Annotated in this window: 25 protein-coding genes; 10 read left to right on the forward strand and 15 right to left on the reverse strand. The window is 42.9% G+C overall.

Going from position 1 to position 26,935, the window contains the following annotated elements; translation table 11 throughout:
* Window positions 1-229 precede the first annotated feature (229 nt).
* The 3 genes from GQR89_RS16030 to GQR89_RS16040 all read right to left on the reverse strand — a co-directional run bounded on the left by GQR89_RS16030 (window position 230) and on the right by GQR89_RS16040 (window position 3,243).
* On the reverse strand, window positions 230-1,540 hold the full coding sequence (locus GQR89_RS16030) for an alpha/beta hydrolase family protein (protein ID WP_370461082.1): 1,311 nt from the start codon (window positions 1,538-1,540) through the stop codon (window positions 230-232).
* 154 nt (window positions 1,541-1,694) lie between these two features.
* Window positions 1,695-2,138: a PaaI family thioesterase gene (locus tag GQR89_RS16035; protein WP_158770968.1), complete on the reverse strand. Its 444-nt coding sequence runs from the start codon at window positions 2,136-2,138 to the stop codon at window positions 1,695-1,697.
* Between the two features lie 451 nt (window positions 2,139-2,589).
* Entirely contained in the window at window positions 2,590-3,243 is a 654-nt protein-coding gene (locus tag GQR89_RS16040; RefSeq protein WP_158770969.1) for a TetR/AcrR family transcriptional regulator, read from the reverse strand.
* Between the two features lie 171 nt (window positions 3,244-3,414).
* Here GQR89_RS16040 and GQR89_RS16045 point away from each other — a divergent pair, with 171 nt between their 5' ends.
* The 7 genes from GQR89_RS16045 to GQR89_RS16075 all read left to right on the forward strand — a co-directional run bounded on the left by GQR89_RS16045 (window position 3,415) and on the right by GQR89_RS16075 (window position 9,522).
* Window positions 3,415-5,628 (forward strand): TonB-dependent receptor, encoded by a 2,214-nt coding sequence (locus GQR89_RS16045; RefSeq protein WP_158770970.1) that lies wholly within the window; start codon window positions 3,415-3,417, stop codon window positions 5,626-5,628.
* Between the two features lie 65 nt (window positions 5,629-5,693).
* A complete protein-coding gene (locus GQR89_RS16050) occupies window positions 5,694-6,848 on the forward strand; it encodes an amine dehydrogenase large subunit (protein WP_158770971.1) in 1,155 nt (384 codons plus the stop codon).
* Between the two features lie 3 nt (window positions 6,849-6,851).
* Entirely contained in the window at window positions 6,852-7,415 is a 564-nt protein-coding gene (locus GQR89_RS16055) for a MauE/DoxX family redox-associated membrane protein (protein WP_158770972.1), read from the forward strand.
* The gene (locus tag GQR89_RS16060) at window positions 7,408-8,010 is read left to right on the forward strand and encodes a redoxin domain-containing protein (protein ID WP_158770973.1); all 603 of its coding nucleotides are present in this window, start codon (window positions 7,408-7,410) and stop codon (window positions 8,008-8,010) included. The genes GQR89_RS16055 and GQR89_RS16060 overlap by 8 nt, the downstream gene beginning before the upstream one ends.
* Before the next feature lie 10 nt (window positions 8,011-8,020).
* The gene (locus tag GQR89_RS16065) at window positions 8,021-8,569 is read left to right on the forward strand and encodes a methylamine dehydrogenase light chain (RefSeq protein WP_158770974.1); all 549 of its coding nucleotides are present in this window, start codon (window positions 8,021-8,023) and stop codon (window positions 8,567-8,569) included.
* Entirely contained in the window at window positions 8,562-9,047 is a 486-nt protein-coding gene (locus tag GQR89_RS16070) for a cytochrome c (protein ID WP_158770975.1), read from the forward strand. The genes GQR89_RS16065 and GQR89_RS16070 overlap by 8 nt, the downstream gene beginning before the upstream one ends.
* A gap of 19 nt (window positions 9,048-9,066) precedes the next feature.
* Window positions 9,067-9,522 carry a hypothetical protein gene (locus tag GQR89_RS16075; RefSeq protein ID WP_158770976.1) on the forward strand — a complete coding sequence of 152 codons (456 nt, stop codon included), beginning with the start codon at window positions 9,067-9,069 and terminating at the stop codon, window positions 9,520-9,522.
* Between the two features lie 183 nt (window positions 9,523-9,705).
* Here the strand turns inward: GQR89_RS16075 and GQR89_RS16080 are convergent, their stop codons facing one another.
* The 12 genes from GQR89_RS16080 to GQR89_RS16135 all read right to left on the reverse strand — a co-directional run bounded on the left by GQR89_RS16080 (window position 9,706) and on the right by GQR89_RS16135 (window position 22,419).
* Window positions 9,706-10,635: a hypothetical protein gene (locus tag GQR89_RS16080; RefSeq protein WP_158770977.1), complete on the reverse strand. Its 930-nt coding sequence runs from the start codon at window positions 10,633-10,635 to the stop codon at window positions 9,706-9,708.
* A 10-nt stretch (window positions 10,636-10,645) separates the two neighbouring features.
* Entirely contained in the window at window positions 10,646-11,296 is a 651-nt protein-coding gene (locus tag GQR89_RS16085) for a hypothetical protein (protein WP_158770978.1), read from the reverse strand.
* Complete coding sequence (locus tag GQR89_RS16090) at window positions 11,283-11,831, reverse strand: RNA polymerase sigma factor (RefSeq protein WP_158770979.1); 549 nt, start codon at window positions 11,829-11,831, stop codon at window positions 11,283-11,285. The genes GQR89_RS16085 and GQR89_RS16090 overlap by 14 nt, the downstream gene beginning before the upstream one ends.
* Before the next feature lie 74 nt (window positions 11,832-11,905).
* Entirely contained in the window at window positions 11,906-12,817 is a 912-nt protein-coding gene (locus GQR89_RS16095) for a hydrogen peroxide-inducible genes activator (protein ID WP_158770980.1), read from the reverse strand.
* A 183-nt stretch (window positions 12,818-13,000) separates the two neighbouring features.
* Complete coding sequence (locus tag GQR89_RS16100; RefSeq protein WP_158770981.1) at window positions 13,001-14,359, reverse strand: OprO/OprP family phosphate-selective porin; 1,359 nt, start codon at window positions 14,357-14,359, stop codon at window positions 13,001-13,003.
* Between the two features lie 367 nt (window positions 14,360-14,726).
* A complete protein-coding gene (phoU, locus tag GQR89_RS16105) occupies window positions 14,727-15,428 on the reverse strand; it encodes a phosphate signaling complex protein PhoU (protein WP_158770982.1) in 702 nt (233 codons plus the stop codon).
* A gap of 15 nt (window positions 15,429-15,443) precedes the next feature.
* Entirely contained in the window at window positions 15,444-16,316 is an 873-nt protein-coding gene (gene pstB, locus GQR89_RS16110; protein ID WP_158770983.1) for a phosphate ABC transporter ATP-binding protein PstB, read from the reverse strand.
* Window positions 16,317-16,328: 12 nt separating this feature from the next.
* The gene (gene pstA, locus GQR89_RS16115) at window positions 16,329-17,681 is read right to left on the reverse strand and encodes a phosphate ABC transporter permease PstA (RefSeq protein ID WP_158770984.1); all 1,353 of its coding nucleotides are present in this window, start codon (window positions 17,679-17,681) and stop codon (window positions 16,329-16,331) included.
* Window positions 17,682-17,685: 4 nt separating this feature from the next.
* Window positions 17,686-19,080 carry a phosphate ABC transporter permease subunit PstC gene (gene pstC / locus GQR89_RS16120; RefSeq protein ID WP_158772297.1) on the reverse strand — a complete coding sequence of 465 codons (1,395 nt, stop codon included), beginning with the start codon at window positions 19,078-19,080 and terminating at the stop codon, window positions 17,686-17,688.
* 91 nt (window positions 19,081-19,171) lie between these two features.
* Window positions 19,172-20,263, reverse strand: coding sequence for a substrate-binding domain-containing protein (locus GQR89_RS16125; protein WP_158770985.1), 1,092 nt, complete (start codon window positions 20,261-20,263; stop codon window positions 19,172-19,174).
* Between the two features lie 197 nt (window positions 20,264-20,460).
* Complete coding sequence (locus tag GQR89_RS16130; RefSeq protein WP_158770986.1) at window positions 20,461-21,729, reverse strand: inorganic phosphate transporter; 1,269 nt, start codon at window positions 21,727-21,729, stop codon at window positions 20,461-20,463.
* A gap of 12 nt (window positions 21,730-21,741) precedes the next feature.
* Entirely contained in the window at window positions 21,742-22,419 is a 678-nt protein-coding gene (locus tag GQR89_RS16135) for a TIGR00153 family protein (protein WP_158770987.1), read from the reverse strand.
* 309 nt (window positions 22,420-22,728) lie between these two features.
* Between GQR89_RS16135 and GQR89_RS16140 the strand changes: the two genes are divergently transcribed.
* The 3 genes from GQR89_RS16140 to ppx all read left to right on the forward strand — a co-directional run bounded on the left by GQR89_RS16140 (window position 22,729) and on the right by ppx (window position 26,931).
* Window positions 22,729-23,235 (forward strand): glycine cleavage system protein R, encoded by a 507-nt coding sequence (locus tag GQR89_RS16140; RefSeq protein ID WP_158770988.1) that lies wholly within the window; start codon window positions 22,729-22,731, stop codon window positions 23,233-23,235.
* 92 nt (window positions 23,236-23,327) lie between these two features.
* Window positions 23,328-25,412, forward strand: a complete 2,085-nt coding sequence (gene ppk1 / locus GQR89_RS16145) for a polyphosphate kinase 1 (protein WP_158770989.1) — start codon at window positions 23,328-23,330, stop codon at window positions 25,410-25,412.
* Window positions 25,402-26,931: an exopolyphosphatase gene (ppx, locus tag GQR89_RS16150; RefSeq protein WP_158770990.1), complete on the forward strand. Its 1,530-nt coding sequence runs from the start codon at window positions 25,402-25,404 to the stop codon at window positions 26,929-26,931. Before ppk1 ends, ppx begins: the two co-directional genes overlap by 11 nt.
* Window positions 26,932-26,935 lie beyond the last annotated feature (4 nt).

The raw sequence follows: 26,935 nt of genomic DNA on the forward strand, positions 1-26,935 counted from the left end.
AGTCATAAAGCAAAACCAGCGCCAAAATAAAATTAGATATGAATCAGATAGATAATAATAAAAAACCCGTGATATAGCGTTTATCTAAAGCACACGCTGTAATTTTTACAGTGAAAACTGCTTATTGCTGAGTAATAAATTAAGTAGAGCGAAGAGAAAATACGTGAATAGAAGCTCACCTTCAGTTAAACCAGCCCAGCAGACTGCTCAACTAAAGGTGATAAAAAACTTATTTTGATGGACTCAAGCTCTCAAAATGCAGACCTTTCGCTGTGCGATTGGGAAAACCTTTCCAATAAGTATTGGTAGCCTTAGGGTTACCTTCATCATCGACAGCATAAACTCCATCGTTCGAATTAGGTATCAAATCCATGTACGCATTCATAGCACCGTTATTTTTTAAATACTTGTCTAACCAAGCGCTAACAAAATGCTGGGCAATATTGTTCATCCGAGCGTTATCCCAAGCCGCGTCTATGTAGTGCTCGCTGATATTAAAACCCAACTCGTTATCAAATACATAGGACTCTTCTGGAGCCGGCATCACCGCCCCTGCATTATGATTGGCATTATCATAAGTCAGAAGTGAGCGATTCACGTTGCTTGCTCCCTGCCAGATGGCACGAACGCCATTCTCGTAACCCGACACATCATCTTGCGAGCCAGCAATTAACAGCATGGGTACGCTGATTTCTTTTAGGGTTTCATTACTAAACATATGGTAATTCATACCCCAAGGTGCGAACGCTATCACGGTCTTCAAACGTTTATCAGCATTAGGCTTAATACCTGACTGATGACGCTTAAGCGTTCCAAATGGCGGGCTCTGCTTACTCGTGACGACTTGCTCAGTAACACCTGCGCCCGCATTAATAACCGCTCCGTATCCCCCCATTGAATAACCGATCAGTCCGGCGTTTGACGCATCAACCAAACCATACAAGAAGGAGTTTTTGTCTTGAGACATTGCTTCAATTTGCGATAAAACAAATAACTGGTCCACAGGCCGATTAACCAACGTTGACGAAAAGGCCGCTTTAGTACGATAAGTAGAATCAGTATGATCGATAGAGACCACCACATAGCCTTTTGAAGCGATATTCTCAGCTAAATGCGACAACAAAAAACGGTTCCCAGGATAACCGTGTGAAACAAGTACCAAAGGAAATGCCTTCTGACCTGTTTCAGGCTTAGCATCACGCACAGCTTTACCGTGCAAATCAACCTCGGTCTTGCCATCACGCATATACGCCTTTAAAGTCGTATTGCCCTGACTACCTTTTACCGCCGGATACCAAACTTCAAGTGTAAGGGGCCTATCATAATGCGGTAACTCAGTGGGCTGAGCCTTCGTTGGGTCGAGTTTTAGCATATCAATTTGATCCGCATTAACCACCTCAAGCTGACGCACGCCAATACTGTGCTCACCATACGCTGCTAGTTCCGGCGCATCGGGTCGCTGAGTATCGATTCTATTTTCAGCAAATATCCCAGCCGTGAATCCAAGCGACAACACCACAAAAACGCTTTTCAGCCCCATGCTTTTAGTCAAACTACACCGTATAAACTCCAACCTCATCACGTACTCCAAAAAATAAAAAATGAATTATGCCCATGAAAATATGACATTTTGCCGACAATCAAAACTTATCGGTACAAAATACACAAGGTTTAACCTCAAATAATCTTTGAATTTAGGATTTTTTTGGTAACAAAATCATGCACGTGGCTGAAGCGTACGCATAGACTTTGCCATTTTTATCAACTAGTTTCCCCTCAGACACCCCGAGTGATTTTGACATACTGATCACCTTACCTTCCGCGATCAAGGCAATGTTTTTGGGTATAGCCTTAAGCATTTTCACATTCAAATCGATAGTACCGTAACCTACACCTGCATCAAGCATGGTATGCACAGCGCACCCTGTGACCGAGTCCATAACCGTCGCAGCAAAACCACCATGTACTCCGCCAAGAGGGTTTGTGTGTCTGTCATCCGCAATAGCTTCAAACACCACAACCCCCTTATCCGCCGATACGAATTTCATTGGAATGGTATCCGCCATATTGGGATGCGGCAGCTCACCGCACACCACTGCCTGCATCAATTCAAGACCGTCCATGTTTATAATATTCATATTTTCCTTTTCATCTCAGAACCTCCATTAGATTTATTGCTAGATGTAAATCAAAGCGCTCACTCGTTCAGAGCTCAAAAATTGTCAAACTCATTAGACGAACATTAATTTATGAAACGAGCAAGATGATTACCAATAGGTATGTTTTATAACGGGGTATTTAGAACTCAATGCGATATCGGGATCAAACATGTCGTCTTAAGTGATATTACTAAAAAATGGAAAAGGTACGTAAAAGAGGAGATAGCTTACCGGCTGGTGATATTTTAAAAATAGGCTACGACTTTGCCCAGCATAACTGGGAGTAAAAGCTATATATCTAGGCATCTTTGCGTATTTCCATTAATGTTATAACACCAATTATTCCAATGTAAGCTCTAATAATCAGTATGAAATTTGAGCATTTTTAGTGCATAGATAGTACAAGCGTACCATATTGGTGCTTTTTCGTTCAGTCAAAAACGGGGATATCACCACTTTCAATCATACTGAGGCTAGTTGAATAAATTATTTTTATCGTTAATTCACACATATCATGGTGGGGTTTTCTATGGCCTATAAAAACCGTATGTCCCTCAATTGAACAAGAGATAAAAAATGCAATAGTGTTCGCCTGTACTTGAGTTAACTGAGGGTTAATTTGTATGGCAATAGCAGCATAAACAGTACGATATTTCTCATACATATTTTGCATCAGTACATCAACACTTTCTTCGTGATTAGATAAAGACCAAAGTTCAGGAAAAAATAGTGTGGTCTCTCTGGTTTGAAGGTCCCGAATAATATGTTGCAACACATGTAACAAATACTCTTTTGGCGAGTCAGAATCACGCTTCAAGGCATCGATCTCTTCCATGTAACCACCAATAACATAGTCCAGCATGGCTGCTACAAGTTCATCTCTGGTAGCAAAATGATGTTGTAAATTACCGGGAGAAATGCCAACTGATTTAGCAACTTTTCGAAACGAAAAATTATGATATCCATCTTCAATAAATATTTTTTGAGTAGCTTCTAATATCAATTTTTGACGCTCTATCCCTGTTTTATAAGGACCTCTTTTTTTACCTAAAAGGTTGTCTTTTTGCGCCTGTTTGTCATCCAAACTCGACTCTCCGACTCGTTAATTTTGCATGCTAAATAATAACCCAAACTTGCTCAGGAAAATACCAAACAAAGAATGAATTTAGTTCACCTGTACTATTTTTGGTCTAGATATTGCTCCAGCCAACTTGGCAATACACAAAACACACTGTTAGGAACCTGGAGGATATCTATGCAAATAAATAAAATAATATTAACGCTCATGTTATCCGGCTGTTGGCAATTTTCCGCTAACGCCGAAGGCACTTTCGAGCAAATACAAGTGGTCGCCCAAAAGCGCGAACAAAGCGTTCAAGAAGTAGGTATCGCCATCACCGCGCTAACCGGTGATCAAATGGAAGCTCTAGGCTTTGATAATGCTCAGGAAGTCGCAGCGATGGCGCCTGGTGTGCAAACGGTTCAGCCAAATGGTGAAGCCAATTATTCAATTGGTATTCGAGGTGTGACCAACTCGGATTTTACTACAAATGTGGAAAGTCCAGTTGCGTTGTATGTAGACGAAGTTTACATCAGTCAAATGTCGGGAGCGGGATTTAGTCTCTTTGATTTAGAACGTGTCGAGATATTACGTGGACCTCAAGGCACCCTATTCGGCCGAAATGCCACAGGAGGACTGGTTCATTTTATTACCCGAAAACCAACATTTTATCCAGATGGTTACGCTAAGCTAACGGTTGGTGATTACAATCAATTAAAACTTGAGGGCGCCTTTGGTAATGAGCTAACTGAAAACTTAGCGGCACGTTTGTCTGTAAATATTAACCGCGCAGACGGCTACGTTGAAAACCGTTACACAGGTAATGACCTAAACAATGCAGATGATAAAACCGTACGTTTACAATTTTTGTATACCCCTACTGAAGGCGTAGAAGCACTATTCAACGTTCGTTATGCCGAGCAAGATATCGATACTGGCTTTTTTGAAAATGTGAGTTCAGTTCGCGCGGGTGAACTAACGCCTGACGAGATGAATCCCGTACTGGGATACATAGATAACGACGGTGATGTGTATGCCGGTGATTATGACGATCCTGGTTTTAATAACTTAGAAACAAAGGGCGCGAGCGCAACAATAAAGTGGGACATCAGTGAAAATATGCGTGTAGTGTCAATTACTGACATTTCAAAAGTAGAGCGCACCTACTTCGAAGACAGCGATGCCTCCCCTGTATCACTGTTCAACTTATTCTTAACCACAGATGCCGATCAGTTTACCCAAGAGTTACGCATAGAAGGTGACATAAATGAGATGCACTGGGTAACAGGGGGTTATTACATGGACCTAGATATTTCAGATGCTAACGGTGCGGTATCAGAACCATTTATCGGCGGAGGTGGCACCACTGCTGAGGGCAGCGAAGGCGGTTTGTATAACCCTTATACTTCAAAAACTAAATCCACTTCTGTATTTGCGCAAATTGAGTACCCATTGGCCGATAATTTAGCGGTCATTGCAGGGCTTCGCTGGATCAAAGATGAGCGGGATTTTACCTATAGTGATCAGGTAGTTGAGTTTCTTGATCCGACCTCTAAAATTGGCTTCGATAGCAGCGAAAATATGATACTTCAAGCAGTACTGGGGGAATATACAAACAGCCGAGAAGACACAGAAATCGCTAGTCGTTTACAATTAAACTGGTTTCCTACTGAGAACATATTGACATACTTTAGTTGGAATCGAGGCGTAAAAGGCGGTGGCTACAACGCCCCCATATTCCCGCTATCCCCACCAAATGATTATGATGATGCAACCTTGTCCTATGATCCTGAACAGTTGGATGCATATGAAATAGGCATCAAAAATGAGCTGGGCGAATACGGACGTGTAAACCTAGCGGCTTATTACTACGACTACAACAATTATCAAATTTTCAACATTATTGGTCTTGATACCTTCACCGTTAATTCACCAAGCGCTTCATCCAAAGGTATTGAAGTCGAATACCAAGCAAGCCTAGGAGATAGTTGGGATGTGTTGTTTGGTGTGGCCTATAACGACGCCGAAGCGACCCTGCTTGACGGTTCTAAACAAACCCCAGTGCAATCACCTAAATGGAACATCAATGGTCTGTTGCGTTACACCTTGCCCTTGGCAAGCGGTTCGCTCAGTCTGCAAGGCGACTTTGTTTTTCGTGATGATGTGAAATTTGCCTTAATCGATGCAGAAACCGTTATGCAGGAAGCCTATACCTTATACAACGCCTCGGTAACTTACACCTCATCCGATGACAAGTGGCAACTCAAGGCCTTCGTCGACAACCTCACCGATGAAGAGTACATGGTCCAAGCATTTGATTTATCCAGTACCGATGTATTTGGCATAACCGAGCAGTATTACGGCAAGCCACGGTGGTGGGGGGTATCAGTTAAATACTCTTGGCTGTAGCACACATCAACTCAGAACGGTCTCATTAGAGGCCGCTACCATAATTTTCAATATAGGGCTTAATTATGCGAACAAAATTACTGACGGTACTGCCGTTGTTAACGCTCTCACTTGCTCCCTTGGTAAGTCAGGCGGAATTAAAACCCGAACCGATTCCCAATATAGCGACATTACCCGCGACCTACCCAGATTCGTGGATATTCGCCCATGATGTAAATTTTAACGCCATGATTGCCGGTAAAATCGCCATTATAGACCTAGCAGCAACGAGCCAAGAATACAAAGGCGCCATCGATGCCTCACAAATGGCGGCATTTTTGGCAGGTAAGTCACTGCCGACTCTTTACGTAGCAGAGTCTTTTTATTCTAGAGGCACCAAGGGCGAACGCACGGACGTCATCTCTATGTATAACAAGAGCTCACTTGCAAAAACAGGCGAGGTAATTTTACCCAAAAAGAATCGCGCTCAAATAGTGACTAACAAATTTATGCTACAGCTGGTCAATGACGAAAAATACCTACTGATATATGCATTCACGCCAGCCTCTTCCGTCATTGTGATGGATACCCAAACCAACAAACTCGTAAGTGAGATTAACATTGCTGGCTGCAGCATGATTTATCCTACTGGTAAAATCGGCTTTTCCTCATTATGCGGCGATGGCTCAATGAAGGCCGTGAAAATGGATGTCCAAGGTCAAGAAAGCGAACGTTTTGACTTAGCCCCATTTTTCAATATTGATGACGACCCGCTATTCGATAAACCCGTTTATGTCGGCGATACCGCCTTGTTCTTTTCATACAAAGGCAAAGTGCAGCCAATCGATTTAGCCAGCGCCAAGCCCAAGTTACAAGCTCGGTGGTCATTAGTATCAAAAGAGGAAGAAATACAAAATTGGCGTCCCGGAGGGTGGCAAATCGCTACCGCTGACAATAGAAAATTCTTCTACATCATTATGCATAAAGACGGCTACAACGGCAGCCATAAATTTGGTGGTGAAGAAGTATGGGTATTTGACGCGATAACGCAGCAGCGCGTTAAGCGCATAGCGCTCAAAAACAATGCCTTTTCTATCGAGGTTACCCAATCTGAGCAGCCATTTTTAGCTGTGACGAATACCGACATGGGGTTAGATATCTACACCACGGATGGCGAATTTATTCGTTACGTGAATGTGGGTGACGGCGCTATGCCCATTGTACTGCACAGTGGGAGATAAACCATGATAGCCTCGTTTCTCAGCATTTTACACTATGGCGTATTTGGCTTTTTACTGTCGTTAATACTCGCAGCGGCCGTACATAAATTAAACGCGCCAGCGAATTTTCAACGCTCACTGCAAAGCTACGATTTCCTCCCTTCTAAACTAGCCTCGTCTTTTGCTAAATTCGTGCCTTGGCTGGAAATCACCGTCATCGCAGCTGCTATCGTGTGCTACGCCATGCGCCAGATTGAACTCAGTTTTTTACTATTGTTCACTTTGTTTACTGCATATAGCGCCATGATCAGCACTCTGGTGTTCCAAAAGCGCACATTGGTCGATTGCGGTTGCTCGTTGTTCGACTCGAATGTGCTTATTGCCCCAAAAACCCTGTTGATGCGCAATATCGCATTAATTATTTTATGTTGTGTGTTTTACCTAACAACACAGCAAACAACGGGTTCCCCCTCCGAATGGCTATTCGGTCTAACCTTTTCTTGTTTCCTATTTGTTATTTACAGCAGTGTGGATTTATTGCTGGAAAATCACGTGTTACTTTCAAAATTAAGGCTTAAACATGACTAATTTAATTATCGCTTCAAATATCGCACTGTGGATTGCAGTTATCGTAATGGCAGTAGTTATTTTTGCCCTTATCCGTCAAATTGGCATTTTATACGAACGCGTTGCTCCCGCCGGTGCGTTAGCGATTAACAAACAATTGACTGTTGGTCAATCTGCTCCACAAATTGATGTAATGGACGTAAATCACAATACATCGCTGCACATTGGTGGCCAGTCGACCAGCCAAAAATGCCAACTACTGTTCTTTGTTTCACCCACCTGCCCTATGTGTAAATCCTTGATTGGGGTGGCTAAGTCTATAGCGAAAGCCGAACAAAGCTGGATTGACCTGATATTCGCTTCAGACGGTGAACAAAGCACCATGTCAAAATTCATCGAGGCACAACAATTAACCAATAGCCCATTCGTTAATTCAGAGCTACTGGGTAAAACCTTTGGTGTCGCAAAACTACCCTATGCGATATTGATTGACGAGCAAGGAACACTTCAAGCGATGGGAATAGTCAACTCTAGAGAACATATTGAAAGCTTATTTAATGTAAAAGAAACCGGATACAGCAGCCTGCAAGAATATATGCAAAAACATTACGCATAAGGAGAGTCATATGAGATTTCTAGATAAATGGTTAGAGCGTAGCTCACGTAAAGTTGCGCAAAATACATCTCGCCGCCACATGCTTGCGAATATGTCTAAGTTAATGATTGGCGCGGCCGCCATTCCCCTGTTGCCAGTCGCTCGGGCCAGTGAATCAGGTGGGAAAGGCTACCCAGGTGTTGGGGCGCAAACGAGCGGCCTAGAGGGCGACCCGGGAGATCCGACCAGCTGCGATTATTGGCGTTACTGTGCCATAGATGGCTTTTTGTGTTCTTGCTGCGGCGGCACAGCATCCAGCTGCCCGCCTGGTACTGAGATGTCGCCAATTACTTGGATAGGAACCTGCCGTAACCCAACAGATGGCAAAGACTATATCATTTCCTATAACGATTGTTGCGGCAAAACCAGTTGCGCGCGTTGCTTATGTAACCGTAACGAAAATGACAAACCCACTTATCGTCCTCAGGCTAATAACGATATCAATTGGTGTTTAGGCACTAGCAGTAATGTCTATACATGCTCTACTGGCGTGGTACTCGGAGTAGCGGTAAATGGTTAATTCTGATCTTAAGATATTAGCTACCTTATTGCTGGCTTGTTCGCTCTTCATATCTTGTGAGCTATTTGCTAATGAAAATTTAGCCTTAGGAAAGCAAGTTTATACCACGTGCTCTGCCTGTCATTTAGCGACGGGAGAGGGCATCCCAGGCGCATTCCCACCGTTAAACAACAAGCATAAAATGGCAACGTTGGAAGGTGGGAAAAATTATTTAATCAGCGTGGTGTTGCAGGGAATAAATGGCCCATTAACCATTGGAGGCGCCCAATATAATGGCTATATGCAAGCCTTTGCGATGAACTTCACAGACTCAGAAATTGCCGCAGTACTTAACTATGTCACCACTGAGGTATCGGTACCAAGCGATAAGACATTGAGCCCGTTTACCCAAACTGACGTTGCTAACATTAGGCAAAAAATAGCCCTGGGTAACTGGCCTAAAAGCCGAGAACTTCGCTCATCATTGCCTTTAGAATAAACAGGAGTGAATCACCGTTATGGATCAAAGTAACCAGCAACCTTTTCGCACTGCGCTTTTGGTTCTGACATTGCTTTTAACGTTGTTCGTGTTGGCCCCGAAATCCTGGGCCAACAGTTTGACTGCGGCTAAGTCTAATTACATTTTACAGTGTCAAGGATGTCATAAAAGCGATGGTTCGGGAACACCGCCCGAGACACCTAACTTTTCAGAATATGGAGCCGAACTGGTGCATTCCAGTATAGGCAGATCATATTGGATTAGTGTGCCCGGTGCGGCTAACTCCCCCTTAACCGATAATGAACTCGCAGATGTATTAAATTACATTTGTGCCGAAATACTAATGGAAAAAGATAGCCCTAAATTTTCAGCTCAAGAAGTTAGTTTGCACAGAGGTAAAAAAATGAAAAATGTGTATGAATCTAGAGAAAAAACCATTAATCAGATACGTCAAGAAAATGGCCAGCAAAACTAAGTAAAATAAGATAACGGCGAGTATCCCTCTCGTCGTTAGCTCCTCTAACATATTGTTCGCTATTTAATAGTTAGGTTATTGCGACATATTGTGCCCAATTAGCTCTCCGGTTTTTTACAATAACTAATATGAAGGATTGACAAAGAATGTAATCATTCTGTTGCGCTTAGCTCACGTTTCACACTAAAACCCATACACCTGACTATTAGAAAATAAGGTCGCCTGGTTTATTTTATCTTTAACACACGCCTGAATATCACTGTGTTTAAAGACATAAACCCTATCTTGATTGCCTTTTTCATTAGCCGATAAAGAAGTAAAATCAGCTAATACAAAATTGACATATTCGTTATTATCTAACGCTCTTAATCCTGAGCCATAACGACATAAAACTTGGCCTAAGTTTTCTTCGAAGTTAGCTAAAAAGCGTTTATGCTCTTGTTCTGCAGCTTCTTTTCGTTGTTGTAATTGCGCTTGGCGTTCGATCTCGATTTTCGTTTTGTATCTTTCTACCTCTGTACGTTTTGCTTGAAGCTTTTTGAGCTCAGCGTTTAACTCGCTTAACTGCTCTTCGATGTTAGCTTTACGTTCGTTGTTACTGTTGCTTTTTTCAAACTCAAGATCTCGGCTACGGCGTTCATATTCGCGCTGCTCCCGTGAGATCTCCCGTAGTTTTTCACCTAGCGCACGTAATTTACTGCTTGATTCACGTGATAAATATTTAGCTCGTTCCATGGCGTCTTCTACTGCATCCTCTATTTCATCTTCGTCCATGTGAATGTCGATATCGAGGTCTTGCATATCAAAAACGTTAGGCGCAAGCGGCGCGACAGGCACAGACGAGTGACCATCAGTAAAGAACACTTGCCTGCTACCGTAGCGATTTAAATCCAGTTTAAACACCACGCCTTGATTTTGCAGATAGGTATAGCCGATATCTCGTATGCTCAGACTTCCTCTTTGGTTATCTTGCTTGAGTGCGGTTTGCAAAATACTGCTCATTATTTCTAATTCACCGGTCAATTCTTGCTTATCTGTGTCAGCTAAAACGGGGGATGCCCACAAGACAACAAGTACGGTGCTGATGACGAAAATATGTTTGGACATGTTCATAGGGCTACCTCTACTGTTGAATACTTTCTAATGCGACGCCAGTCGCATCATGATAAACGTCTTGTTGTAATTGATTGAGTTGGCGTGCATAAAAAAGCTGATCGTCGCTGCGCTGCTGATTAACAAATTTAATCAGTTCGGCAAAGTCTTCGCGGCGCTCCTTGCGACTTGAACTCAACAAATAATTCGTCAATTGGCTTGCGCTTTCTAACTGCTGTTGCTGTAACGTTTGCGCATACAAGCTGAACGCGTCTTGCTGATTTTGCTTAAACGCATCTAATTTGCTATCTACCAATTTCGCTAATGCCTGTTCTGACGGTCCAGAACCGAAGCGAATACGTAACTCCCCATCAGATGTAGTCACTTGTGTACCCGTTAACACCAGCACGATGGCCAGCGCCGACGTTATAAATGATACGCCGGATAACCACGACCAACTATTACGGGCTTGTTGGGGCTCAAAGGTTGCAGCTTTATTCCACTGTGGGACCTCAAAAGAGGGATAATCCTCAGCACCTATTTTAACCATAGCGGCCGTTTCCACTTGCTCAGCAAATTGACTATCTTGGATACAGTGTTGTTCAAACTCGTCCCGTTGTTTTGGGGTCAGTTTGCCTTCTAGCCATAAAGCCAGTAATTCGGCGTTGTCAAAGCTCGACATAATCCACCTCCATTAGGGTTTTCAATTTGGTTAACGCACCATACAATCTCGACTTAGCGGTATTAACTGACATACCGGTTTGTTGGGCTATTTCGTCGAAGGTAAAGTGACCAAAAAATTTAAGCTCAACCACGGACTTTTGAGCCAATGGTAGTTGCTGCATCGCTTTGATCAACAGGGTATTGCGCTGGGAGCACTCAATAAGCTGCTCAGCGGGCGTAGCATCACATGGAATTTCAGGCGCATCGTCTAGCCCTTGTGTAGGCCGCTTACGTCGATAAAACTCTATACAGCGATAATGGGCGATGCGAAAAAGCCATCCTTTGAAACTGCCTTCACCTCGGTATGAGGATAGATTTCGAAATACCGAGATAAACACTTCTTGCATAAGATCCAGCGCATCCGCGTTATTGCCAGTCATTCGCAATCCATAATGATAAACCGGCTTTTCATAGCGTTTGAGCAAGCTCAACCAGGCTTTCTTATGGCCTTTTTGTGCTTTTTCTATTAGCTGTTCGTCGCTTTTCTCAAACACCCATTTGATTCCCTTTTGTGTTGACCATAAGTAAAGTCGCAGACTGGGTTAAAAAAGTTTGAAATAGCTGACTTTTATTTTTTCAAGGTAGGAACAGGTGTTAACGGAGCGAGTAATTCTGCAAGATATCTGAATAAACGGACTCGCGTGGTAGCGTTACGCCATACTAAGCCAATTTCGCGATAAGCACCGTCTTCAGCAGGCATAGAAACGAGTTTGGTGGTAGTCAAAATATGATTTTTAATCGCCAGTTCAGGCATAAAGGTAAAACCCAGTTTACTGTTGGCCAACTGCACCAAGGTATACAAACTGCTAGCAGCCAGCGAATTAACTTGCTCTTTGTGGCGTAAGTTGCAAGCGCTCACAGCGTGGCCAGTCATGCAGTGTTCTTGCTGTAGTAAGAACACACTTTTCGCCGGTAACCCTGACACATCCATGGGCATGGGTAATGTCTCGACTAAATCAGAGTGCGCAATTAGGTGAAATGGGTCATGACCTAACACCAGCTGTTTACAACCTGGGGTTTCCATAGGCAATGCCAATACTAACAAGTCCAAAATCCCTTCATTTAATTGGCTCAATAGATTGGTCGTGGTGTCTTCTTGTAGCTGCAGGGTAATATCGGGAAGATTTTCTTTAACGACGCCAATCAAGCCTTCAAAAAAGAATGGCGCAATAGTGGGGATGACACCAATTTTTAGATTTCCCGCTTGCCAATCGCCAGCAGTCTGGGCGAAATCGACCAATTCATTCGCTTCATTTAACAAACGCCGACTGCGCTCTACTAGCTCTAAGCCAAACGGGGTAAAAACAAACGTTTTATGCTCCCGTTCAAGCAACTGACAACCAAACTGTTCTTCTAAGTTTTGAATAGCAGTGCTAAGTGTCGATTGACTAACATGACAATGGTTTGCCGCACGGTGGAAGTGCTGCTCTTGATGCAATGTAACAAGATAATGAAGGTGTTTAAGGTTGGGCCATTTCATAGAAACTCATTAATAAAAACGATTGATATAATAAGTTTAAATCAAATACTCAGATGTTGCTTGCAGAATTTTATCCTTCGAAAGCCCAAAAATGTAAGCGATAAGTGAGGCTGAGTGTGCAAAGAAACTTTCACTCCCAGCCTAAACAAAGGATTCTAAAACCAGAATGTCTTTCTGGCAGCCTCAAAAACCGATCTGTGTTCGAGCACCTATCACATTTACCGAGAAGTCATTTGGCGCGCCTTCAACAATTTCTAAGACGTTGCTGTAAGAAAGATGTCCATAATTTAGTAAAAAGCGGACTTCATCCACTGGCGTCCAAATAAGTGATGCCATATAAGCATCCTGCTCTCCACCCACAATGCCCGCATCCACCAAATCGAGGCGATCGAAACGAAAGTTAACTTGCCAAGCCCCTGTTCCGCCATTGCCAATTGGATTGTTTACTTTGATGCCCTTGAATACACCTTCTTTATATTCACGTTTATCTTGGGTTAAGAAGTAGCCTGCTTCAATCGATCCCCCAAAAAACGTAGGATTAGCAAGTTCTGTACGATTGACTTTGGCCCAGTAGGTTTCGGCTGCAATATGAAAACGGCCTGCAATTACGGCGGCCTCAAGACCATAACTCAACTCGTCTTGGGCACCTGATATTTGGTCTGTATTGATGAAACGTGTATCAACACTGTGCACCAACGGACGTTTGCTATAGCCTACACTATCAATTTCTTCTCCCAAATCACGTGCATGTACAGAACTACCAAGGTGTATTTGTGCCTCATTTACAAATTTAGTGTATGTGACTCGACCATCGACACTAAAGGAATTATTTCCATCATCTAAATCATCGATATTATCTGTAAATACACCGCCTTCTAGCAAAAAATCACCCACATTATATGCTGCGGAAAGACCGACCCTGCGCTCAAATCCAAAAGCATCAGTAAATGCCGAACGTTCTATAAAGCTGGTATCGTTACTACTAGAAAGCTCTTCAAGCCCCTGAAAGGTATTGTGCTGGCCAACGATAATATTCAGAGGGCCATCTTTATAACTAATATAAGCGTCAGTCAGCGACACACCGTCAAGATAATCAGCTATAAGTTTGTAACCAAAACCGCCAGGAATAGTGCCTTCTATGCCGAACCGAAGCCGTCTCGCTTCACTTGTAAATCCTTCACCGGGAATATCAATGGTTGAAGGAACCGACGAAAGATAAGCGAAATCATAGAGTACGCGACCCCGGGGTTTGACACTCCATCCTCCTTCACCTTTTATTTCAGGTGCACCTTTCCAATTTATCGCGATGGGACTATCTGCTTCTGCCGCATCTTCAATGAGGACAACACGCTTAGTCTGATCTTTCTGTTCAAGTTCGACTGAACTTAATTCACTGCGTAACGAGAGCACTTCTTGTTCTAGTTTATTAATCCGCTCGATAAGTGTGGCTAACTCTTCACTCGTATTTGTCGCTGCGATGGCATTGACAGGTAAAATTGTAATCAACGCACTACAGGCAACTAGGTGGTTTTTAATATTCATACGAAAACGAATTCCTATTGTACGACCGCAAAATTCTTCTGAGAGTAAAAGAGCGTCTCATTTTATCCCGCTCGCGATATGTCCTTAACGGAAATCATCTGCAGGGGTATTCCGGCGTATTTGGTTTTAACAATACTCAATAAACCTGCGTTGATTAATCGCAGTTGTAGTATATGAAGCATTCAAATTAATTGCGCGCAATGTATGACAATTTTATTACAAAAACATGACAAAATGACAGTTTTATGAAGAGTTTATGAATAATTACTAGGGGTATCGAAGATTACTTCAGTGAAATAAATTTAGAAGTAGGCTTGAACAACTGGATTGCCTTGTTTAGGTATGCAATCCAGTTGAAATTTATGATTTAAGACTTATTTAGCCTCTTTTCAATCTCATGAACACTGGTATGGCGAACATCATAACCTTTGACCAAATAAATTATATGCTCTGCAATATTACGCGCATGATCGCCGATCCGCTCAATCGAACGTAGTGCCCATATTATATTCATCACTCGACCAATCGAGCGCGGGTCTTCCATCATATAGGTCACGATTTCACGCATCGCCGTTTGGTATTCTCTATCGACTTGTGTATCGGCGCGCGCTACATCTAACGCTTTATCGGCATCGAATCTGGCAAACGCATCGAGTACCGAGTTCACCATTTTTTGTACCAAAGCCCCCATATGGCGGATCGATTGGTATCCTCCAGGCGCGGCGCCGTCATCACTTAAAGCAATGGCCATTTGCGCTATTTTTTGCGCTTCGTCGCCCATTCTTTCAAGATCACGCGTCATCTTAGTGACCGACAAAACCATGCGTAAATCTGATGCAGCTGGCTGACGGCATGCTAAGATCATGGTGCAGTTTTCATCAAGCAAGACTTCACGACGGTCCACGTCATCTTCAACACTCAGTACATGTTCGGCTAACGTACGGTTGACCGATTCGATGGCTTTCACCGAATCAATAATCTGTTGCTCTACCACGCCACCCATTTCTAGGACTTGGCTTTTCAGCGCTTCTAAATCAGAGTCGAAGCGTTGAGAAATATGTCGTTCCATATTGTTCCCCTTGGTTTAGCCAAATCGTCCGGTAATGTAGGCTTCTGTTAGCTCATGCTCTGGATTCGTAAATACACGACGCGTATCGTTCACTTCTATTAAACGTCCCATATGGAAATATGCCGTGCGATTAGACACCCTAGCAGCTTGCTGCATCGAATGGGTGACAATCGCGATAGTGAAGTTTTGGCTTAGCTCTGCCATTAATTCTTCGATTCTAGCGGTCGCTATCGGGTCCAATGCCGAACAGGGTTCGTCCATCAGGATCACCTCTGGGCTAACGGCGATAGTTCGAGCGATACACAGCCGTTGCTGCTGACCACCTGATAACCCCGTGCCGGGAGAAAACAAGCGATCTTTTACTTCATCCCACAAACTCGCTTTGCGTAAACTGTCTTCAACAATTTCATCCAGTTGAGCACGACGCGATACCAAACCATGCACTTTGGGCCCATAGGCAACATTTTCGTATATCGACTTAGGGAAAGGGTTCGGTTTTTGAAACACTATCCCCACTCGGGCGCGAAGAGGTACTACGTCTTGTTTACGAGCATAAATATTATGTTCGTCAAGCGTCACTTCACCTTCAACCTTACAGTTATCTACCGTATCGTTCATTCGATTTAAACAACGTAAAAAGGTCGATTTACCACAACCTGAAGGACCGATCATTGCCATCACCTCGTTGCGATTAATATCTAAACTAACGTCATGAATGGCCTGCTTATTGTCGTAATACACATTTAAATTACGCACCGACATTTTGGCTTTGTCTGAGAACGGATTGCCTACAGTCTTGTTATTCAAGCCTTGTTGAGCAAAATCAAGTTTTCGCCCTTGTTCTAGCATCGGATCGAATAAACCGTTGTAACCTGAGTTTGAATTCACTGCTTGTTCCTATTATTGATAGCTGCGACCAAGACGATGACGCAACCACACCGCTAGTCCATTCATTGTGATTAAAAATGTTAATAACACCATGATCGCAGCAGATGAACGCTCAATGAATGCACGTTCCGGACTGTCAGCCCACAGAAAAATTTGCACCGGCAACGCGCTTGAAGGGTCCATTAAACCATTTGGAACATCCACGATAAACGCTACCATCCCAATCATTAATAATGGCGCTGTCTCACCAAGCGCCAATGCAAAACCAATAATAGCCCCTGTCAACATGCCCGGCATTGCTAGCGGTATCACATGGTGTAACACTACCTGCATCTTCGAAGCGCCTAATCCGTAGGCAGCGTCGCGTATGGAGGGCGGCACGGCTTTAATGGCAGCACGACTAGAAATGATAATGGTAGGCAGTGTCATTAAGGTCAATACTAGCCCTCCCATTAAAGGCACAGAACGAGGCATATTAAAAAAGCCGATAAAAATTGCCAAACCCAGTAAACCGAAAATTATCGATGGTACCGCTGCAAGGTTATTAATATTCACTTCTATAAAATCTGTTACGCGGTTTTTAGCGGCATACTCTTCTAAGTACACCGCGGCAGCTATACCGATAGGAAACGTTAACCCAATTGTAACCAGTAACATATACAAGGAACCTACCAGTGCACTACGGATCCCAGCTTGTTCTGGCTCCCGTGAATCGCCGGAAGTGAAAAAAGTAGCGTTGAACACTTGACGCACCTGATCTTTGGCAATCCAGTTATTCACCCACTCTTGCTGCTGATTGTTCAGTCGACTACTAAAGCCTTTACCATCATGCCCAATATTCTTTACATAATTGTCTACGTCATCATCAGCTATCAACCACAAACCGACAGTTTGATTAAGTAAACGGGGATTATCACTCAAGCTTTGTCTAATGGTGTATACAGCACCACTACTGATAAGATTTAAAAGCTGTCGCTTTTCTATGGCTGATAATGTGATGGGCGAACCTGCTTTATTTGCTGTCGCTTTATTATCCGTTTCAAGCTGCACGCTCAAGGCTTGCGCTATCACATTATCGTAATTAGCTCGTCTAACCTGGGCGTCACTAGTAGGATCATCGATATTTAATCGTTGACTGTCGAAAGTCACTTCCAGGTAAATTTGCGTTTGCAAGAATGCACCATGTCCTTTGCCAATAATATCGCTAAATAAAATCAACAAACAAGCAAGGCCAAACAATATAGCGCTCACTCCGTAAGCTCGAAAGCGCCACTCGGCACGCTTGCGTTTTGCTAAATTACGTTGCACCAAAACAATAGTTTTTAGGTTTTTGCCTACTGATACCTTTGTTGTCGCTTTTGTCATTGGCTTACTCATACTCTTCGCGATAGTGGCGCACGACATACAAGGCTACATAGTTAAGTAATAGCGTGACGGTAAATAACATTAAACCCAATGCAAATGCCGATAGGGTTTTAGGACTATCGAATTCTTGATCTCCCACCAGCAAAGTAACTATCTGCACGGTAATGGTGGTCACCGATTCCAGCGGGTTTGCGGTTAAATGGGCCGCTAATCCAGCGGCCATCACCACTATCATTGTTTCACCTATCGCCCGTGATGCGGCTAATAGTATGCCGCTGACAATACCCGGCAGCGCAGCGGGGATCACCACTAACTTAATCGTTTCTGACTGAGTTGCCCCTAACCCCAAAGAGCCATCTCGCAATGACTGAGGCACCGCTTTTATCACATCGTCAGATAGTGATGAAACATACGGAATAATCATCACGCCCATCACTAAGCCTGCTGCTAACGCACTTTCAGAAGACACATCTAAGCCCAGTAAGCCACCAGCATCATGAATAAATGGCGCTACCGTTAAGGCCGCAAAAAAACCGTATACCACGGAAGGAATACCCGCTAAGATTTCTAATATAGGTTTGACTGTTGCGCGAAACCTAGGCGAGGCATATTCAGACAAATAAATTGCTGACATTAAGCCCGCAGGCACCGCCACCAACATGGCGATAAAAGAAATGAGCATGGTACCTAAAAATAACGGTACTGCCCCAAACGCGCCAGACGCCCCCACTTGATCGATTCGCAATGCTGTTTGCGGACTCCAATGGGTACCAAATATAAAATCAAAAAGATTCACCGACTGGAAGAAACGCAGCGATTCAAACAACACCGACAGTACGATGCCGATAGTCGTAACAACTGCGATACTTGCACAAAATAACAAGAACCACTGAAACACCCGCTCTACCTGCTGGCGAGCATGAACTTTTGGCTTAATCCATAGCCAACCTAATGAAAGTGCAAGCCCTAAACTAATTAGCACCACTACCGTTAAACTCAACTGACTCAGTTGTTGCCAGCGCAGGTAATTTTGCCCCGCTTGTAACAGATAATCTGGGGGGGTGCTGCTGATTAATGCATTTGGATATAGGGCGTTATTGATGACGTTATTGACCATCAACTCAATTTCACTATCTGGTAGAGCCTGAACAGACCCAGGCAATAGTTTCACAATCGCGGTATGCACCACGTAATCATCGAGTAAATTCCAGCCAAGCACAATGAACAGACAAGGCAGCGCGCACCACAGGGCACTTAATACACCATAATAATAAGGTAACGAATGCAAGACGTTTTCTTTACCCGCTCGGTACGCAATATTTGAGGCGCGATTACGTCCAAGAATGTACGCACCGGCTGCACACAACAGCGTGATAATGATGAGCGTCGGGGTTTCCATAGACTTCAATTCATTGCCTTTTTAGCCACAATACTTAACATACCGAGTAAAACTGCTTTTGGATGTCTGTGTTCCTGTCTACGATTATTGTTCATTTTTGTGCTTTGCCCCGCAGCATTTTAACGCGTTGTGCAATGTCTTCTCGCTCTGCTCGCGATAGCGGTATCATACCTTTGCGCGATAAATATCCGTTCTCTCCCGCCGCTCGTTCGCTAATAAATTCACTTATAAAAGCTTCAATTCCAGGGATCATGCCGATATGCGCCTTTTTAATATAAATATATAAAGGCCTAGAAATAGGATAATTACCGCTAGCAATAGAGCTAAAAGTGGGTTCGAATCCATCAATTCTTGCCCCTCTTATACGATCGCTGTTTTGGTCAAGAAAGCTAAAGCCGAGTAAACCAAGCGCATCGGGATTGGCGTTTAACTTTTGCACCACCAAATTATCGTTTTCACCAGAATCGATATACGCGCCGTCTTCACGCAACATCCTACATAAACGACGCTGCTTGCGTTTTAACTCTCCAGCAAGCTGAAAATTATGTTTCTCACGTGCTTCTCTTGATTGCTCTGTTAACTCGGCCAACCACGTAAATGTGTGGCAACCATAATCAAGAACTAAATCGGAAAATGCATCACGGGTGCCCGATGTTGGCGGCGGCCCAAGCACTTCAATCTTAATATTTGGCAAAGTTGAGTTAATATCACGCCAAGTATGGTAGGGATTATCGATAGTATTTTCGCTGCCATCAGGATTAGGAACGTTCTTGGCTAGCGCCAAAAACAACTCACGACGCGTTAAACGGATCTCTGATCCTAATTTACTCTGGGCTAATACAATGCCATCAAAACCGATAAGAATTTCAATGATGTCTTGCACACCATTGCGTCGGCACAGCTCAACTTCAGACGCCTTTATTCGACGAGAAGAGTTAGCGACATCTGGAAACTTCATACCTACGCCCTGACAAAAAAGCTTTAATCCGCCGCCGGACCCCGTTGATTCAATTTTAGGTGTTCTAAATTCGGATATCTTGCCAAAACGCTCTGCAACAACAGTCGAAAACGCATAAACAGTGGACGAACCCACAACATCAATATAATCGCGCATTGCCGCCACTGGGGCGCTAATTGCAGCCCACAAACAAAAAGAAATTAACGGAATTACGCTCGGTCTCATTCAACTACTTAATTAATCTACTTACATTAGCTGCACATAATATGACAGTTTTATAACGGTTATATGACAGTCGCTAATATTCAATAAATTTGTTTATGCGCATTTCAGGCAAAAAAAAACAGAGCCCCTTACTTAGTAAAAAAGCATCTAAGTATGAAAGCTCTGTTGTACTGGTGATATACCACCTTAGTTTTTACCTAGGGGGCGAAAACACCTTTTAATACAAAGAAGAATAGTATCGACAAACCTGCACCAGCAGGCAAAGTCACCACCCAAGAAACAACGATATTGCGCACGACACCTAAATTGATTGCCGCTATGCCCCGGGCCATACCAACACCTAATACCGCGCCAACTAAAGTTTGCGTGGTAGAGATGGGTAAACCAGTCCCAGAAGCGATAACCACCGTACATGCGGCAGCTAGTTCAGCAGCAAAACCACGGCTAGGGGTCAGGTGGGTAATACCGTTACCTATTGTTTTGATAACGCGGTGACCGAACAAGGCCAAACCTGCAACAATGCCTAAACCACCTAGCGGTAATATCCACCAAACTAAACCAGATTGCTTTGTTATCTCACCGTCGTTTTGAATAATACTCACTACAGCAGCCAACGGTCCGATAGCATTCGCCACATCGTTTGACCCATGAGCAAACGCCATACAGCAGGCTGTAACTATCATCAGAATAGCGAATATTTTTTCTACGCTAGCAAAATGTGTACTTTTGTCTGCTTTTTCATCGTATTTAATGCGGTTAATCGCAAACTTACCGATCACCCCAACCAAAATAGCGATAGAGATAGCAATATAAAAGCCATTTGCCGTACCTACATCAAAACCAACATGCGAAAGGCCTTTTTTAATGGTCACAAGGGCCATCACAAAACCCGCAGCGGCCATATAGAAAGGCACATAGCGTTGGGCTTTTTTAAACGGCTTTTCGGTATCAAAAATGAGTTTCTGAGCACTTTGAAAAATCAAATAGGCAATAAAACCAGATATAGCTGGCGTAATAACCCAGCTACCTACAATGCCGCCCACCTTGCTCCAAGCAACAGCATCAGCACTAACGCCCACAGCAGCGAAACCGACTAAGGCGCCTACAATTGAATGCGTAGTAGACACAGGCCAACCTAGATAGGACGCAAATGCCAACCATATACCAGCAGCAAGAAGTGCCGATATCATCCCGTAAACCAGAAGTTCAGGGCTGTCGACAAAGTAGGATGAGTCCAATATCCCTTTACGAATGGTTGATGTTACTTCACCGCCAGCTAAATATGCGCCAGCAAATTCAAACACCATAGCAATCAAAATAGCTTGTTTAATCGTTAGGGCCTTTGACCCAACTGACGTACCCATTGCGTTGGCAACGTCGTTTGCGCCGATGCCCCATGCCATGAGGAAACCAACGGAAGCAGCTACCACGATAAGCGCGAAGCCATATGTTTGTAAAATATCCATTAATACTGTCTCTTAATTGGCTAACATGAGTTCGAGTCGCGAGCCGACGCGTTCTGAAATATCGGCCAACTCCCCAACCCATTCGATGATGCTGTATAAAAACATCACGTCCACAGGATTAAGCTGTGACTCTAAATGTAGTAATTCTCGGCGCAATGAAACTTGCATTACGTCAGTATCATCTTCGATTTTGTCCAAATCTACGATCATATCTTCCACTAAACGAACTTCACGACCGCGAAAGCCTGTTTCCAACAAATCGTCTAATTCGTTGATAACACGAGTGGCCTGTTTGGTTGCATCTAAACAACGCTCTAGGTACACCATGAAGCTATCGCGAATTTCTACTGGAATATTCAACTTGCGACCCAATACACGGCCAGAGATATCTTTGGCTTTATTGGCAATTTTGTCTTGTTGGGTTAACAGATCAAGTACGTCTTGACGCTGTATGGGCATAAAAATACCACGAGGTAAGCTGATTCTAAGCTCGCGCTTAAGAACATCTGCTTGTTTTTCCAAATTAGAGATTTCTCGTTGAAATAAGGCTGCTTTCTCCCAATCTCCTGTGAAAACAGTATTAAAAAAAGGTAGCAAACCTAGGCTACATTTATTCACCACTTTGATATGATTTTCGAGTGGTTTCAAAGGTGATTTGGCAAAAACCCCAAGAAATGTGTTTGTTGGCATACGTTAGGTATCTCTATGGTTTGAATACAACAGTTCGAATTTAATCGTCGCGCATGATACATCAAGAAAAATGACAGTAACATGACAGTGACGTGCTTTTCGTCTCAGTTTTACAACATACAGTAATAATAGAGCATATTTAATGACACATTAAACTGTCATATTCCCCTCTCAATATACATTGCAAATTGAATAATCAATTAATATTATCAATTGATTATTAAGGAAAAATTGCAAACAAATAGCGCCATGCTAAGCTATGCTCAAGGTCATATCTTAGTCCTTAACTTTAACGCGAGGTTCACGAATATGAAACCAATGATTTTTACGCTAGTCGGCAAAGATAAAAGAGGTCTAGTCGACTCACTCGCTCAATCTGTGTTCAAATTGGGTGGTAATTGGCTTGGTAGTAATCTGTCATATATGGCAGGTCACTTTGCTGGTTTTGTCGAAATTCAATTACCTGCAGATAAACAGGACGCTTTAATAGAGCAGTTTTCTTCGCATCCAGACCTGTCCATAAATTTAGTGGAAGGTGCCAATGAAAATCCTGTTCAAACTCATACAGTACAGATCGAAATCATGGGTAACGACAAACCTGGCATCGTACAAGAATTAACCAGTATATTAAATCGCTTCAGCTTAAATATTGTTAAGTTTGATTCTACTTGCGGTAGTGCTCCAAATTGGGGTGGCATGCTATTTAAAGCTAAAGCCATAGTCGCCTTAGAAAACGGATTCGACTTAGATGAGCTTCGCCGGGCACTTGAATCAATTGCTAACGATTTAATGGTCGATATCTCTACTACGGCCTGATATGACTTGTATTGCGGCATTTTGTCATAAATTCGTCATACAGAATTGACACTATACCGCTCAAATTTTTCTTATTTTGATGTTAAGACACAATGACTTCTCAACCAAATATTTACTTTTCTCGCGAAATCAGTTGGCTGGCGTTTAACCAACGGGTACTTCAAGAAGCTGCGGATCGAAAAAACCCCATCGTAGAGAGGATACGATTTTTAGGCATCTATTCAAGTAATATGGATGAGTTCTATCGAGTGCGGGTGGCCGATGTAAAACGTAAAATATATATTCATCTAGATGAAGATGACGAAGAGAAAGCCGAGCAAACTAAGCTTCTTATGGAGCAAATTCAAGAAAAAGTATTGGGAATGACCGAGGACTTTGAGAAGGTTCGTGAAGATGTTGTTGCCCGCTTAGCTCGCTATAACATATTTTTGATTGAAGGTGACAAGCTCACGGATTATCAAACCACTTGGCTCAAAAATTATTTTAAGAACAAGGTGCTACGTCACATCGCACCGATACTGTTACATAGTAAAGTGAATTTGGTTTCTCGCCTGAATGATTCCGCTACCTATTTATATGTTGCCATTAACAATAGTGGAAAAAGCACCCAATACGCCACAATAGAAGTTCCCACCAACGCGCTGACGCGTTTTGTGGTTATTCCTCCTGAAAATAGCCGTAAGAAAAAGTACATCATTCTGCTTGATGACATTATTCGCTTGAACCTTGAAAGTATCTTTAAAGGTTTCGTCGACTTTGAGTCTGGCGAGGCCTATTCATTTAAAATGACCCGTGATTCTGAATATTCCATCAACGATGAAATTGAAGAGAGCTACGTTGAGAAAATGTCTGAAAGCATGAAGCAGCGCCTGATCGCTGAACCAGTGCGCGTAGTATACGACGAACAGATGCCTAACGAAATGATACGCAACCTAAAAAAACGCTTAAAGATATCATCTTACGACAGCCTTATTGCAGGTGGAACCTATCGTAACTTTAAAGACTTTATAGGTTTCCCTAACGTAGGCCGTGATTATCTTGAGAACCCTAAGTTGCCGCCAATTACCTCCAGCGACTTTGCCGCACACAACACCGTATTTGATGCAATTACTGAAAAAGACATACTACTTTACTACCCGTACCACCGTTTTTTACACGTGACTGAATTTATTCGTCAGGCGGCATTCGATCCCAAAGTAAAACAAATTAAGCTCAACATTTACCGAGTCGCCAAAAATTCACGAATTATCGATTCACTTATCGATGCGGTAGATAACGGCAAAAAAGTGACCGTTGTCGTCGAGCTAAGAGCAAGATTTGATGAAGAAGCTAACATTAGCTGGTCGAAAACAATGACCGATGCAGGCATTAAAGTCGTTTTTGGTATGCATGCCCTAAAAATTCACAGTAAGTTGTGCTTGGTTAGCCGCGAAGAAAAAGGCGAATTGGTAAACTACGCTCATTTTGGCACCGGTAACTTCAATGAGAAAACGGCAAAAATTTATACTGATTTCAGTTTATTCACTCGTAATCAAGAACTTGCCCTTGAAGCTGAATACGTCTTTAATTTTATTCAACAGCCTTATCGTCGACATAAATTTCAACATTTACAAATTTCACCGATCAATGCTCGAACAAAAATTCAGTTACTGATCCGTCAGGAAATTCAAAATGTTAAGGAAGGCTTGAGCGCTGGTATTACGTTGAAGTTAAATAACCTAGATGACCACTTACTAATAGATGATCTATATAAAGCGAGTCAAGCAGGTGTAAAGGTGCGCTTAATAGTACGCGGAATGTGTTCGCTGATCCCTGGCGTTAAAGGCTTAAGCGAAAATATCTCGGTCATCAGTATTGTGGATCGTTTCTTAGAGCACCCGAGGGTCATGGTATTTGAAAACGCTGGGGATAAACGGGTATTTATTTCATCTGCTGACTGGATGACCCGAAATATGGATTTTCGTATCGAGGTGGGTTGTCCAATTTATGAACCATCGTTGATTAAACAGATTTTAGATATACTCGAAATTCAATTTCAAGATACGGTAAAAGCTCGTATCATAGATCAAACACAATCTAATAAATATGTGCGCCGTGGGAACCGCAAAAAGCTGCGCTCACAAATCGAAACGTACGAATATATAAAACACCGGGAAAAGCAAAAAGATGCCCAATGATAATGCGCCATTTGATGGTGTGGAAGTAAGAGACACCAGCAAAATTGCCGCATTAGATATTGGTTCTAATAGTTTTCACTTGGTCGTTGCGCGCGTAGTCGCAGGATCGGTTCAGATTCTGCACAGAGTGAAACAAAAAGTGCGCTTAGCTCAAGGCTTAAGCAGCGATTATTATCTTGACGATGAAGCGCAAAAAAGAGGCCTTGATGCCTTAAACGTCGTCGCAGAAAGCTTACAAGATTTTCCACCGGAAAATGTACGTATTGTTGCCACCTACACTTTGCGCAAAGCCCACAATGCAAAAGCTTTTATTCGAGCGGCTCGCGACATACTCCCCTACCCTATAGAAGTCATAGGTGGTGCTGAAGAGGCCCGTTTAATCTACTTAGGCGTTGCGCACACCAATCATGATGATGGCCAACGTCTTGTCGTTGATATTGGCGGTGGCTCGACCGAGTTTGTTATCGGTCAAGGATTTGAGCCCAAAATGTTACGCAGTTTACAAATGGGTTGCGTCAGTTATACCAAAATATTTTTTAAAAATGATGAGCTAAAGAGCAAGTCATTCGATCGTGCGATCACTGCAGCCCAGCAAGAACTAGAAATGATCAATAAAGCCTATTTACGTGCAGGCTGGAAAACCTGCATAGGCACCTCAGGCACAATACGCAATATTATTCAAATTGCGCAAAATGAAAGTGTTAAGGACTCAGAAGGCAAAGTCACGTTGACACAACTGACGCGCTTAATGAAAGTTTGTTGTGAGGCAGGCTCTTTAGATAAACTACAAATTAGTCAAATGAGTGAAGATCGTAAGCCCGTATTTGCCGCTGGCTTAGCTATTCTAATCGCCATATTTAAGAGTTTAAACATCGACAGTATGGTGTTCTCCCCTGCCGCTTTGCGCGAGGGCGTACTTTACGAAATGGAAACGCAATTTACTCGCCCAGATGTGCGTCAGCGCTCCGCCGAAAGCGTTGCGACCCGTTATGATGTAGATGTTGAGCAAGCACAACGTGTGCACAGCGTTACAATGGGTATTTACCAGAGCTGCAAAGACGACTGGAATATCGCCAATAAAGAGCTCAAAGGGTTACTAGGCTGGTCTGCTTTGCTTCATGAAGTAGGTTTGCAAATTAATGCCCATGGTACACAACGCCATTCCGCCTATATACTACATAACATAGACTTACCGGGGTTCAATCAAGAACAGCAAACCTTGATGGCGACACTTGTGCGCTATTATCGTAAAAAAGTCCGTCCAGGAGATATTCCTGACTTTACACTGCTACCGTCAGAGCAGGTTTATAAATTAATTGCTATTTTACGTCTGGGTGTACTACTGAATATTAAACGCCAAGACGATATCCTGCCGAATATTGAAATCAAGGTAAAAAACAATACCATTCGCTTAACTTTTCCCGAAGGCTGGCTTGAGAACAAACCTATATTCAGTGCAGATTTAACCAATGAGGCACAATATATTCAAGCGCTAGATCTACAACTGCGTTTTGAATGATGCC

Origin of the sequence: Paraglaciecola sp. L1A13 (assembly GCF_009796745.1) — a bacterium.
Taxonomy (GTDB): Bacteria; Pseudomonadota; Gammaproteobacteria; order Enterobacterales; family Alteromonadaceae; genus Paraglaciecola.